At 71.9% G+C, this 13,119-nt stretch carries 8 protein-coding genes; all 8 read right to left on the reverse strand.

Annotated elements, in window-relative coordinates; all coding sequences use genetic code 11:
- Positions 1-11: 11 nt before the first annotated feature.
- Positions 12-1,589, reverse strand: coding sequence for a GMC family oxidoreductase (locus ACFO0C_RS29145; protein ID WP_378069897.1), 1,578 nt, complete (start codon positions 1,587-1,589; stop codon positions 12-14).
- Complete coding sequence (locus ACFO0C_RS29150; RefSeq protein ID WP_378069898.1) at positions 1,586-2,932, reverse strand: aminotransferase family protein; 1,347 nt, start codon at positions 2,930-2,932, stop codon at positions 1,586-1,588. The genes ACFO0C_RS29145 and ACFO0C_RS29150 overlap by 4 nt, the downstream gene beginning before the upstream one ends.
- Positions 2,933-3,011: 79 nt before the next feature.
- The gene (locus tag ACFO0C_RS29155) at positions 3,012-5,270 is read right to left on the reverse strand and encodes an Orn/Lys/Arg family decarboxylase (protein ID WP_378069899.1); all 2,259 of its coding nucleotides are present in this window, start codon (positions 5,268-5,270) and stop codon (positions 3,012-3,014) included.
- 34 nt (positions 5,271-5,304) lie between these two features.
- Positions 5,305-6,552: an MFS transporter gene (locus tag ACFO0C_RS29160; RefSeq protein WP_378069900.1), complete on the reverse strand. Its 1,248-nt coding sequence runs from the start codon at positions 6,550-6,552 to the stop codon at positions 5,305-5,307.
- A gap of 3 nt (positions 6,553-6,555) precedes the next feature.
- Positions 6,556-8,502: a PEP/pyruvate-binding domain-containing protein gene (locus tag ACFO0C_RS29165; protein ID WP_378069901.1), complete on the reverse strand. Its 1,947-nt coding sequence runs from the start codon at positions 8,500-8,502 to the stop codon at positions 6,556-6,558.
- Positions 8,503-8,629: 127 nt separating this feature from the next.
- Positions 8,630-9,286: a DUF4352 domain-containing protein gene (locus ACFO0C_RS29170; protein WP_378069902.1), complete on the reverse strand. Its 657-nt coding sequence runs from the start codon at positions 9,284-9,286 to the stop codon at positions 8,630-8,632.
- Positions 9,287-9,434: 148 nt separating this feature from the next.
- Positions 9,435-12,803 carry a hypothetical protein gene (locus tag ACFO0C_RS29175; RefSeq protein WP_378069903.1) on the reverse strand — a complete coding sequence of 1,123 codons (3,369 nt, stop codon included), beginning with the start codon at positions 12,801-12,803 and terminating at the stop codon, positions 9,435-9,437.
- Positions 12,790-13,119: hypothetical protein (locus ACFO0C_RS29180; RefSeq protein ID WP_378069904.1), on the reverse strand; the 330-nt coding region annotated here is incomplete at its 5' end. The genes ACFO0C_RS29175 and ACFO0C_RS29180, both read right to left, overlap by 14 nt.

Raw genomic sequence — 13,119 nt, forward strand, 5'->3', positions numbered from 1 at the left:
GCCCGCGCTCTTTATCCGGCGTCGACCAGGTCGAGGGCCGGCGTGCGGCCCCGGACCAGGTCGGCCGCCCGCTCGGCCAGGGCCACCGTCGGCGCGTTCGTGTTGCCCCGGGGCACCAGCGGCATCGCCGACGCGTCGGCCACCCGCAGCCCGGCCACGCCGTGCACCCGCAGCTCCGGGTCGAGGACCGGGCCGATCGCGCAGGTCCCGGCCGGGTGGAAGACCGACTGGGTGGCCGTCCGGGCGAACTCCCGCAGATCGGCGTCGGACTCCGACGCCGGATGCGTGAACCGGTCTTTCGTGTACGGCGCGAGCGCCGCCTGACGCGACAGGTCCAGCGCGACCCGCAGCCCGGCGACCATGGTGTCCAGGTCGTCCGGGTCGCTGTAGTAACGGTTGCGGATCCGCGGTTTCGCCGACGGATCGTCGGAGGCCAGCGTCACGTCGCCCCGGCTGCGCGGCCGCAGCACACACGGGCCGAACGAGATGCCGTGCCCGGTCGGCACGCCCAGCGCGCAGTCCACGAACATCACCGGCAGCACGTGGAACTGCACGTCCGGCGCGTTCAGGCCGGGACGGGTCCGCACGAAACCGCCGGCCTCCGGCACGTTGGAGGTGAGCGGGCCGTACCCCTGCTCGTACTGCAGCCGGTACCGCTCCTCCCCCGAACTGATCAGGCTGACCGGCTGGTCGTGGGTGAACACCAGATAGGTGCCGGCGTGGTCCTGGAGATTGCGGCCCACCTCCGGCAGATCGGCGACCACGGGGATACCCAGCCCGGCCAGCTCGTCGGCCGGGCCGATCCCGGACAGCAGCAGCAACTGCGGCGTGTTGTACGCCCCGGCCGCCAGGATCACCTCCCGCCGCGCCCCGACGGTGATCTGCTCGTCGAGCCGCCGGCACACCACACCCCGCGCCACACCGCCGGACACCTCCACCCGCTCCACCTGGAGGTGGGTGCGGATCGTCAGGTTCGGCCGGTCCGCGACCGGGTGCAGGTAGGCCGCCGCGGCACTGCACCGGCGCCCGTTCCGCTGGTTGATGTGGTACGGCCCGAACCCGTCCTGGCTCCCGGCGTTGAAGTCGCCGTTCGGCTCGTACCCCGCCTCCAGAGCGGCCTGGACGAACGCCAGCGCCATCGGGTTACGCGACCGGCTGTCGGTCACCGGCAACGGGCCGCCGGTGCCGTGATACTCCGACTCGCCCAGCACGTGATCCTCGGACCGGCGGAAATAGGGCAACATCCGGTCGTACGTCCAGCCGGGCTGCCCCCACTCGTCGAAGTCGGCCCGGTTGCCCCGGACGTGGACCATGCCGTTCATCGCGCTGGTCCCGCCGAGCACCCGCCCCCGGGGCAGGTAGATCCGCCGCCCGCCGAGTCCCGGGTCGTCGTGGCCGTCGTAGTCCCAGTCGTACCGGGTCCGGCAGAGCCGCCCGCCCGCGGCCGGTATCTCGATGTTCGGCGAGTCGTCGGACGGGCCGGCCTCGATCAGGCACACCGTGACGCCGGGATCCTCACTGAGCCGGGCGGCCAGCACACACCCGGCGGTTCCGGCACCGACGATCACGTAGTCGTAGGTCCCGGTCACGGCAGCGCGCCGATCACGTCCAGGACCGCGGCGGCGGCCCGCTGCACCTCGGCCCGCGACACCACCAGCGGCGGCGCCATGACCAGGGTGTTGCCGTAGTCACGGGTCACCACCCGGTGCCCGTCGCGCAGCCCGGACGCCACTCCCCCGGCCATCAGCGGCTCCCGGGTGGCCCGGTCGGCGACCAGCTCGATCCCCGCCGTCGCGCCGGCCACCCGGATCTCACCGACCCGGGGCAGCCCGGCGACCGGGGCCAGGGCCTCGCGCAGCCAGCCCCCGACGGTCACCGACCGGTCGATCAGACCCTCGCCCTGCAGAAGGTCCAGGTTGGCCAGGGCGACCGCACAGGCGCCGGCGTGACCGGAGTAGGTGTGGCCGTGGAACAGGTAGGCGTCCCCACCCACCAGGGTCTCGCCCACCCCGTCACCGACCAGCACCGCGCCGAGTGGCGCATAACCGCTGGTCAGACCCTTGGCGAGCACCACGATGTCGGGACGCATGCCGCGCTGCGCCGAGTCGAACCAGGCGCCGGTACGCCCGAACCCGGTCACCACCTCGTCCGCGATCAGCAGGATGCCGTGCCGGTCGAGCAGCTCACGCACCCGAGGCCAGTAGTCGGCCGGCGGCACCAGGATCCCGGCGCCGCCCATCACCGGCTCCCCGATCATCGCGGCGATGTTCCCGGCCCCGATGGTGTCGATGGTGGTCGCCAGTTCCTCGATCAGGAAGTCGGTGAAGTCCCGGCCCGGGCACATGTCCTCGGCACGGTACGCGTGCGGCGGCGACACCTTCACGACGTGCGGCAGGCCCGGCCCGATGCCGTGGTGCATGCCGGGGAACCCGGTCGCGGTGCCGCTGCCGTAGGTGCTGCCGTGGTAGGCGAAGTGCCGGGCGATGATCCACGTGCGCTCCGGCTGGCCCCGATGGTGGTGGTAGAGCCGCGCGAACTTCATCGCACTCTCCACACCCTCCGAGCCCCCGTTGGTGAAGAAGACCCGGTCCAGACCGTCCGGGGCCAGCGCGACGAGACGGTCGGCCAGCTCCAGCGCCCGGTCGTTGGAGAAGATGTCGAAGCCGGTGAAGTACTCCAGCGTGCCGATCTGACCGGCCGCGGCCTCGGCCAGCTCACGGCGACCGTGCCCGACCTGGGCGACCCAGTTGCCGCCGCCCATCATGTCGAGATACTCGGTGCCGTGCGCGTCCCACACCGCGCATCCGGCGCCACGGACGATGACGCAGCGCTCCTGCCGGGCCCCGGTCTGGTGGGGGTGCAGCAGCCGGCGGCGGTCCAATTCCTCGAGTTCGGCGGCCGATCGCGCCGGCGCCCCGGTCAACACGGACATGCATCGCTCCTTCAACGGGGTTGATACATGCCAGTCAACGGCGGCGGGCCGTCGATGGTCATCTCTCGCTGTGCCTCGTTCAGACCAGGCAGGCGATCGTCCGGTGTGAGCCGTCGTCCTCCTCGACGACACCGTGGGTGATGCCGGTGAAGCCCGGCCACCGGTGCGCCAGGATCTGCTCGTGCCGCAGGAACCGCACCACCGACGCACTGATGCGTTCGCCCGGAACCAACAGCGGGATCCCCGGCGGGTACGGCGTGAGCAGCACCGCCGTGACCCGGCCGGCCGCCTTCTCCACCGGCACGTGCTCCACCCGGCCGGCCGCCATCGCCGTCCACGCGTCGGCCGGCAGCACCACCTGCTCGACCGGCTCGGTGTAGATCGCCGTGGTCAGCTCGGCCAGGTCGGCATCCCGGTAGGTGGCGTGCAGATCCTCACAGATGTCACGGAGGCCGCGTCCGGCGTACCCCGGGAAGGTTGTCACGAAGCCCGGCATCAGCCGCTCGATCGTCGCGTTGCCGTCGTAGGCGCTCTTGAACCGGTGCAGCTCGGCCACCAGCGAACTCCACCGCCCCTTGGTGATGCCGATGGTGAACAGCACGAACAGCGAGTACAGGCCGGTCTTCTCGACGACCACCCCGTGCTCGGCCAGGTAGCGGGCCAGCACCACACCCGGGATGCTGGGCGCGCCCGGTGCGCTGAACTCGCCGTGCACCGTCAGGCCGGGCGTCGTCAGAGTCACCTTGATCGGGTCCAGCATGGTGAATCCGTCGTCGACCTGGTCGAACCCGTGCCAGCCGGCGCCGGCGGTCAGCTCCCACTCGGCGCGCTCGGGCAGGCCGGTCCGGGGCGGCGTGTCCGGCCCCCACACGCCGAACCACCAGTCGTCGCACTCGGTGCCGACCCGGATGATGGTCCGGCGGAACTCCATCGCCTCGGTGATGGTCTCCTCGACCAGCGCCGGGCCCCGCTTGCCGGCCATCATCTCGGCTGACACGTCGCAGCTGGCGATGATGGCGTACTGCGGGCTGGTCGACGTGTGCATGCGGTACGCCTGGGCGAACACCCGGTCGTCGAAGTGCCCGGCAGACGTGTCCTGCACGAGGATCTGCGACGCCTGCGACAGCCCGGCCAGCAGCTTGTGAGTGGACTGGGTGGCGTACACGACGGTCCGGTTCGTGCGGTCGCGGTCCTTGGCGACACCGTGCATGCCGTCGTAGAGCGGGTGGAAGGCGGCGTGCGGCAGCCACGCCTCGTCGAAGTGCAGCGCGTCGACGACACCGTCGAGGCTCGCCTTCAGCTCGTCGGCCCGGTAGATGATCCCGTCGTACGTGGACTGGGTCAGCGTCAACAGCCGGATCGGCCGGCTCTTGTCCGTGATCAGCGGGCTGGCCTCGATCTTCTCCTGCAACGCCGCGGCGGTGAACTCACGCCTCGGGATCGGCCCGATCACACCGGCCTTGTTGCGGGTCGGCATCAGGTAGATCGGTACGGCCCCGGTCAGGATGATGGCGTGCAGGACCGACTTGTGGCAGTTGCGGTCCACCGCGACGATGTCACCCGGTCCGACCAGCGAGTTCCACACGATCTTGTTCGACGTCGAGGTGCCGTTGGTGACGAAGAACAGGTGGTCGGCCCGGAAGGTGCGGGCGGCCAGACGCTCACTGTCGGCGATCGGCCCACTGTGATCGAGCAACTGCCCGAGGTCCTCGACGGCATTGCACACGTCCGCCCGCAGCAGGTTCTCCCCGAAGAAATCGTGGAAAAGGGTGCCGACCGGGCTTTTCAGGAACGCCGTGCCGCCGGAGTGCCCCGGGCAGTGCCACGAGTAGGCGGCGTCACCGGCGTAACTCATCAGCGCGGCGAAGAACGGCGGCGCCAGCTGCCCGATGTAGTGGCTGACCTCCCGCTTGATCTTGCGGGCGACGAAGTCCGGCGTGTCCTCGTAGGCGTTGACCACCCCGTCGATACGCGACAGGACCGACTGCGGAACCCGCCGCGCAGTCAGCTGGTCACCGACGAGCAGGATCGGCACCCGGTCGTTGTGGGCACGGACGGTCTGCACGAACTCGGCCGCCGCGCGCACGGCGGCGACGTCCGCGGGTTCCTCAGGACCTTCCTGGGTACGGCGTACCGTGAGCCGCAACGCGTAGAGGACCGCCGCACTCGACCGGGCCACATGGGCGAGCATGCCCACCCGCTCGGCGTCGCGCCCCTCGTCACCGAAGCGCCGCAGCTCCAGCCCGGCCCGTTCGAGGGCGTCCTCCAGTTGGCGCAGCGGCCGCTGTGCGGCGGCCGGAACCTCCGCGGGAGTGACGATCGTGACCGGGAACGACACCGTGAAAGTCCTCTCGCCGGGGCTCTCCGCGACCCTAGCCAGGGCGGACACCGTCCGGAGCGGGAACAGCGCGAACGTCACCGACCGGGTGACCGCGGCGCCCGGCCAGCGCCGCCAGTGGGGCCAGCAGGCACATCAGCCCGGCGGAGGCACCGGTCGACAGGAGCAGGAACTCGTCCAGCCGGCCGGCCGCCAGGAAGCCGCCGAGCAACAACGCGACCCCGGCGCAGACTGCCCGGTCGACGATCGATTCGAAGGACAACAGGGTCGCCCGGTACCGCGAATCGGTGATCGCCTCGTTGATCAGCTTCCGCTGCACCGGATAGGCCAGTCCTACCACCAGCGAGAACGCACAGAGACAGGCGGCCGTTGCCGGCGCGCCCGCGGGCACCACCAGCGCGAGGCACACCGCCAGGACCACGGTGAGCACCGATACCGCCGCCAGGTCGCTGAGATATCGCCGAAGCCAGTGACTGCGGGCCGAACCGGCCACCTCGAACAGGGTCATGCCGGCCATCACCACGCCGTGCCAGGCGGCTGGGGCCTGCTTCCCGGTCAGGATCGGCTGGAACAGGTTGACCTGGCAGATACGGGCGAGGGTGAAGACCGCTACACCCTGCACCATGACGATCGCCAGTCGCGGAGACCGGCGCAACAGACCGGCCGCGCCCCGGACCGTGGCGACGACCGACGGCCGCCCGGCGCCGGACGGGGCGACGGCAGGCGGCAGAGCCGGCAGGAGTAGTGCGACGACGACGGCCACGGCGGCGTTCAGCGCGGTCAGCCAGTAGACCGCCGCCGGCCACCAGACCATCAGGAACCCGGCCGCCGGCCAACAGACGATCTTGCCGGTTAGACTGTAGGCCCGCCCGTTGCCCTCAGCCTGCTGGTAGTGTTCGACGGCTCCGTTGCGGTGCAGGTACTCGTACAGGTAGGCGTTGGCCGCCCCGGAGACCAGCGATCGCGCCAAGGCGACGAGCACCCAGTGCACGACGAACCCGGAGTAGGTCGGCGCGGTGACCGGCAGGAGGTTCGCGATCAGCAGGACCGCGCCGCCGGCGGTGAGGCTCCGGCGGTAGCCGAGGTGGTCGGCGATCAGCCCGGTCGGGATCTCGAACAGGCAGAACACGATGTAGTAGATACTCTGGATCCCGAAGATCTGCCGGTCGTCGAGCCCGGCGAGCCGCTGGAAGGTGTAGAAGACGGGCACCCAGACCAGCAGTCCGAAGAAGAGCTGGAATGCGTAGGTGAGGCGGACGACGCGACGGATCGGGGCGGGCATGGTTCAGACGGCGTAGGGACGGAGTTGGACGAGGGAGATCCGGTCCGGCGTGGCCACCCACTCGATGTCGACCGGAGCGTTGACGGTGTCGAAGGCGAAATGTGCCTGCAGGAACCGGCCGATCAGGGCCAGCCGTTCCAGCCGTCGCCGGTCACCCTCGGCCAGGTCGTGGGCCGCGTCGCCGAGCGAGATCGTCCGCCCGCCGCCCTCCACCGTGTTGAACAGCATCTGGATGGGCTCGCCGACACCGTTGACCACGTGCTCGACGGAGCTGGTGGACACGTTGAGGTAGACGTTGCGGAAATCGTGGGGAACCGCCGGATTGGTGGTCACCAGCACCCCGCCCATCGTCGCCGGAGCCTGTTCCTGGACGACCACACCCATCCGGGCGTCGTCGACGGCGATCCCGGCCTGGTGGCGCAGGCGCACGCCGCGTGGGGTGTAAAGGGAGGCCCAAACCCGGCGAACCGCGTCGATCACGGCGTCCGTCGTCGTCACACCGGTGACCGAGGTGTAGAGGCCGGCCGCGGGGAAGCCGGCGAGATCCTCGGCGTTGGAGGAACTGCGGACCACGAACCGGGTCGCCGCGCCCAGGTGCGCGCGAATCGCGGCGAGGATCCGGCGGCGGACGGCTTCCGGTACCGGCGTCCGGAGCGCGAGCTCACGCAGGCGGGACGAGTCCCCGGCCGGCGGGGCCCGCAGCCCGTCGACACTCCGCCCCAGTTCGGGCGAGGACTCCAGGAACTCGCGGTGAAGCGCGAACGGCAGCGCCACACCGGGCATCACGGTGACCTCGCGCAGCAGCCCCAGCGCAGCACCGTCGACGTCGGCGCTCTCGTCGACACCGAGCAGTCCGCGCAGGTAACCCATCAGATGCGGCCGGGGATCACGGGTCGCCTGGTACCAGCCGAGCAACCGGTCGGAACCGGCCGTCAGCAGATGCAGGAGCTCGCCCAGGTGGGCCGCCTTGGTCCCGTACCGGCAGACGTCGGTCACCCGCAGGTCCGCCAGCGCGGCGATCGGTGCCACGGCGGTGTCCGGCGGCTCGACCGTCACCCGGCACACGGTGCCCGGCAGTGGTGAGTCGACGGTGGGCGGCCGGGCGATCCTGGTCAGGCGGATGCCCGCCGCGGCCGGGTCCACCTCGTACCATACCCAGGCGCCATCGAGTCCCTCGGCATCGATCAGGTCGAGCGCACCGACCTGGACGGCGTTCGGGATTCCCCAGCCGGCGGCCAGGACGTTGGTGTGGGACAACGGTGTCGTGCGCCCCGCGTTGACGATGCCGCTCAGCCGCGGGATGTCGTCCGGCGCCCGTTCCATCGCCACGATGTCGTACCACTCCAGCGGCGGGTCGGCCCGGTAGTAGGCGGCGACGTCACGGAAGGCACGCAGCCGGCCGGCGGCGGTTCCGGGCTGCAGCGCGAAGTACGGCGTGGCGGAGAATATCTCGTGCGCCGCGATCTGTGGGACCTCGTCCTCGGGGACCGCTGCGAGCTGCTCCTCCTGCCGGTGGGTGGCCGGTTTCAGCCGCAGCGACAGGGCCGGATCCACGTACCGGCGCACGAACCGGTAGAGGTCGAGCAGCATCGCGGTCGACATGAGATCGACCTCGACGGTCTCCAGACTCAGCAGCAGCCCATGACGGGCGTGCCGGTGCAGGCAGAGCACGCCGAGGTAGAACCTGCGATCCGGGTCGACATAGAAACTCCGGTTGTATTCGTCGATCTCGGCATCCAGCTCCGCCACGGTGATGCCGAGAATGTGCTTGGCGATGTAATAGGCATGGAACTGTTCCCGGGCACTGTCGATGAAATGGATCGTCCCGGTCCACCGGTCGACGACGACTTTGACGAAGGAATGACCGGAGACCATTCCCGAAAGACGCTCGAAATGATCCAGCGTGAGAATCGCACCGACCAGTGCGGGAGCGGAGATCCCACTGTCCATCGTCGTTTCCGCCGTAACCGATTTCCGTGCCTTCGAACATCCGTCGCGGCCAGCGTAGACGTGGGTGTGTGGTGGCGGCGCCACAATCGCCGGGCCGGTAAAGGTCCATCATTTCGGGTGAGCGCCGTCAGAGGCCGGCCAGGGTGGCCTCGACGCCGCCGGACAGTGGCGAGTCGTGCAGTTCCAGGACCGTCAGGGTGGTCTTCTTCGGCACATCGAAGACCAGTTTGCCGGTCACCTTCTCGCCCGGGCCGAGCTGTTCCAGGAACGCCTCGGTGCCGCGGTTGGCGATGATGCCGGCCAGTTCGTCGCTGCTGTACGCGGTCCCGGACGCGTCGTGGGCCTTCTGCGCCGGGCCGACGAAGAACTTCGAGGTGTCACCGATGTTGCGGACCGTCAGGCTGACGACGCAGAACTTTCCGTCGGCGGAGCGTTTCAAGTGCTCGATGCCGAGGGAGGAACGGGAGCAGTCGACCCGGCTGACCACGAACTCGAACTTCCCGTCCCGGACCGCGTCGCCGGGGCGCGGGCCGTCGGCGACAGCCTGCGCGGGCGGGGCGGCGGCCGTCTTCCCGGTCGGCGGGGCAGCGGCTGCCTTCCCCTTCGGAGTGGCGGGTGTGGTGGCCGCCGGGCTGCCGTGGCTGAACTGCTCGGCGGCGATCCCGGCCGCGAACAGCGCGATCACCGCCAGGACCGACACCACGACCGCGACCGTCACCTTGACCGGGGAGACGCTTCTGGCCTTCCGGACCGGTCGGCGTTGGTGACGAAAGTCGTGCGACATCGGACCACTCCAGGAGGCCGGGCAGGTTCACTCCCCTCACTGTCAGCTACCGAGTCATGCCGGGCCAGTAATCCGGCATGATCACCACCATTCTTCGCTCGAAAGGACAAGTCAGACCCCTTCCGGCACGGACCGGACCTCCGGACGCCTACCGGTACATCTGCCGCCGGAGGGCACCGGCGGCGACGTCCGGCTGCGGGTGGTCGCGCAGCCGGTTCAGCGCCACCGGCCACGGCTCCTTCCAGCGGCTCGCCCCGCCGGCCGCGGAGACCAGGGCCAGCGCGAACAACCCGCCGGCCAGATCACCCCGGTCCCCGAGGGTGCGGGCGGTCTCCGGCCGGGCGGTGTCCTTGGCGGACTCGCCCAGTTGCCCGGCCAGCCGCACGGCCAGCGCCGGGCGCCCGGCGACCAGGTCGGCGACCTCGGCCAGTGGCTCCGCCTCCACCCTGGCCAGGGCGAGCAGCAGTTCGGCGCCGTCGTCGAGGAACCCCGGGTGGGCCGCCAGCCCGCGGGCAGCCGCGCGAGCCGGCTCCGGATCGGCGCAGGGATGGCTTCGGACCCGCCGCGCCGCGGTGTCGGTTATCCGGGTCAGGCTACGGCGGACGGGCCGGTCACGGTCCGGCCTGCTGGGCTCGGTGTCCTGCTGATCCCTCGCGACCAGCCGGTCGAACACCTCGGCCAGAGCGCTGCGCCCGGTCCCGCCGAACCGGCCATCCCCGCCGGGCCCGGCCGAGTCGTCACCGGCCCCGTCCGGGTTGTTACCAGCGGTGGCCGGGTTGCTGTCGGCGGCGGCCGGGTTACTACCGGCAGGGGCTGGGTTCCTACCAGCGGCGGCCGGGCTTTCCAACAGGGCGGCGACGAGCGCGGTGTAGGCCGGGTCCGGACGGTAGGTGCCCGGGCCGGTGAAGTCCGGGTCGGCGAGTGCGGCGACGACCAGGTCGACGGCCTGCGGGGCCCACGGGATCCACTGCGGGAGGCGTTCGAACGCGGCCCACGCGATCGTCCGGTCCGGGCTGGCGCACGCGGAGACGACGAGTTCCGCGAACCGGGCGCGGCCGGGTTCGGCCAGCTCCTGCGGGGTGCAGGCGAGCAGTGCGGCGACCTCGGCGCGTTCGGCCGAACCCGCCGCCTCCGTGAAGATGGCCCAGGCGGCCGGTGACGGCACCGGGCCGCGCAGCGCGGTGACGACGGTGGCCCGGACGTCGGTGTGCGCGCCCGGCGCGTGCCACACCTCGGCGAGCAGTTCCGGCGACTCCGGCGGACCGTAGCGGGCGAGGATCCGCACGGCGGCCTTGCGGCTCGACACCCGGACCGGCGCGGCCGGCGGGGCGAGCAGCACTCCCCGCAGCAGGCTGATCAGGACGGACGGGTTGACGAAACGGGCCGCGCGGTCGGCGGCGGGGAGGGCGACGCGGGCGCGGTCGCCGCCGGCGTGGGTGAGCAGGATCGGCAGCGCCTCATCCGGCCGATCGGTCCACGGCAGCGCACCCAGCGCCGCCTCGGCGATCGGGGTCGAGGGCACGTCGAGGAAGTCGCCGAGCAGTTCACGACCGGTCACCGGCACCCGGGCCAGGTTCTTCACCGCGGCGACACGGACGCGCTGATCCGTGTCGGGGTCGGCGGCGACGGCGGCGAGGGCCGTCGCGTAGGCGCGCTGCTGCCGGACGGTCCAGCGGCGCACACGCCCGGGCGGCCCGGCCGCGGCGAGGACCGGGACCAACCCGGCCGCGGCGAGGACCGGGACCAACCCGGCCGCGGCGACCGACGGAAGCGGCGCCGCCGGGGCGAACAGGATCTCGTCGAGCAGGTCGGTGCTGAAGCCGCTCACCTCGCGCCAGACCGGCGCCAGACTGATCGCCGTGGGGTCGGCACGCAGGATTGTGGCGGCTCGGGCGGACCGGGTGCGCGGGTCGTCGAGCCACATGGTGACGGCCCGGGCACGGACGTCGGCCGGGGAGGCCGGGTCCGCCGCCCGCCCCAGCAGGTCCTGGACGGCGGGCAGGGCACGGGCCCGCTTCTCCAGGAGCAGGACCAGGTCGAAGAGCTCGGCGGTGTCGGCGGTGATCCGCTTGAGCAGCGCCGCCTCGACGAGGTGTTCCTGACCCGGGCGCAGTGGCGTCTCCACGTAGGTCGGGATCGGCACCCGAGCGATCAGGTCCAGCGCCCACCGGGACACGACCTCGTCGTCACCCGCGCCGGCCAGCACCATCCACGCGAACTCGCCCAGGAAATCCTCCTGGGGCCGGGACAGGTCACGGGCCTCGATCGTCGCGTCGACGACCGCGGCCAGCGCGGGCACCACCGCACCGGTCAGGTGCGGGATCAGCACCGTGAACGTACGCAGCACCTCCTTGCGGACGCCCTCGCGTTCGTTGCGGAGCCGCCGCAGCCGGTCCAGCACCCGCGGCAGGGCGGCCGGCTCCCGGCCGGCGACGGCGACCATTGCCTGATACGCCCCCTGGCGCACGTACGCATCCGGGTCGCGTGCCCTCTCGTCGAGGATCTGCAGTGCCTCGGCGGCCGGCAGGTGCGTGCGCCACGACCGGGTCAGCGCCTCGTCACCGGCGACCCGCGGTAGTGCCAGCACCCGGCGCACCTCCCGCTCCCGGGCCGGTTCCGGCAGCAGATCGACCTGCTCGGGGTACGGCAACTCCGGACGGGTCGCGTCGAACAACGCCACCCGCCGGTCCGGTGGCAGCATCTCCAGGAGCTTCCAGGCGACCCGGGACAGGGCGACGAGATCATCGAGTCCCAGGGCCAGCAGGTGACGCATCACCCTGTCCGGCAGGTACTGCCAGGAGCTCCGCGACTCGACCCGGGTGGCCACCAGGGCGACGACCCTGGACGGGAAGCGGGCCGCGAGCGGGGCGAGGTCGATCAGCGGAAGCGGATCGGTCGTGTGCCGTTCCAGGAGGTCGAGCACGCGGGCCGGCTGCAGGGCCGCACACGCCTGGACGGCGTCCAGGACCGGCGCCCAGTCCGGTGACCCGGCGGCGCTCAGGGTGGCGTCCGCCCAGTCCAGAACGGCCGTGCTGTGCCGGCGGGCCAGGACCTTCCAGGACACCGTCGAGCGGGCCAGGGCGGGCAGCAGCCGGGCGACGACCGGTGCGCTGCACGCGGGCAGGAGCACCGCCGCCTCCCGGTCGCCGTACCGCTCCCGGACCAGGTCGATCACCGCGTCGCCGGAGCCCGGGTACTTCCGCAGCAGGCGCAGGACCAGGTGACGCAGCACCGGCGGGGCGTCGGCCAGCAGTTCCCCGCCGGTCGTCCAGCCCCGCCGGAGCGCCTGTCGCGCGGCCTCCGCCCGTACCGCCGGATCGGGATCTCGCAGTGCCCCGGCCACGATCGGACGGTGACCGGACGCGCCCGCCGCCACCGCCGCCAGGTATCGCGCAGTGGGCCCGCCCGCCGCCAGCCCGGCCAGCCGCGCCCCGGGATCGTCCTCGTCGCGCAGCCGGCTCAGCAGCGCCGGGACGCGTCGCGGGTCGGGCAGCGAGTCGAGGTCATCGGAGAGCACCCATGGATTGTGCCGCCGCCGGTGTCGCGGTGAGGAATCGGGGACGGTAGGTGCCGTTCGGCAGGGCCGCTCGGATCGCGACGCGGACCCGGGTCAGGTCGGTGGCGTGCAGCAGCGCGCACAGCACCGACCGCGACGACGCGCCGAGGGCTCCGGCGGCGTTCGCGGCGGCCACCGCCGGATGCTGATCGCCTTCGGTCAGCAGGCGGCCGAACCCGGCCGGATCGCCGTCCCGGAGGGCGTCGGCGGCCCGTTCCACGACTCCGGCCGGCCGTCCCGTCGTGCCCGCCGAGGGCTCGCCGGGTTCGACGACGAG

Origin of the sequence: Actinoplanes subglobosus (assembly GCF_042650585.1) — a bacterium.
In the GTDB taxonomy this organism is placed as follows: Bacteria; Actinomycetota; Actinomycetes; order Mycobacteriales; family Micromonosporaceae; genus Actinoplanes; species Actinoplanes subglobosus.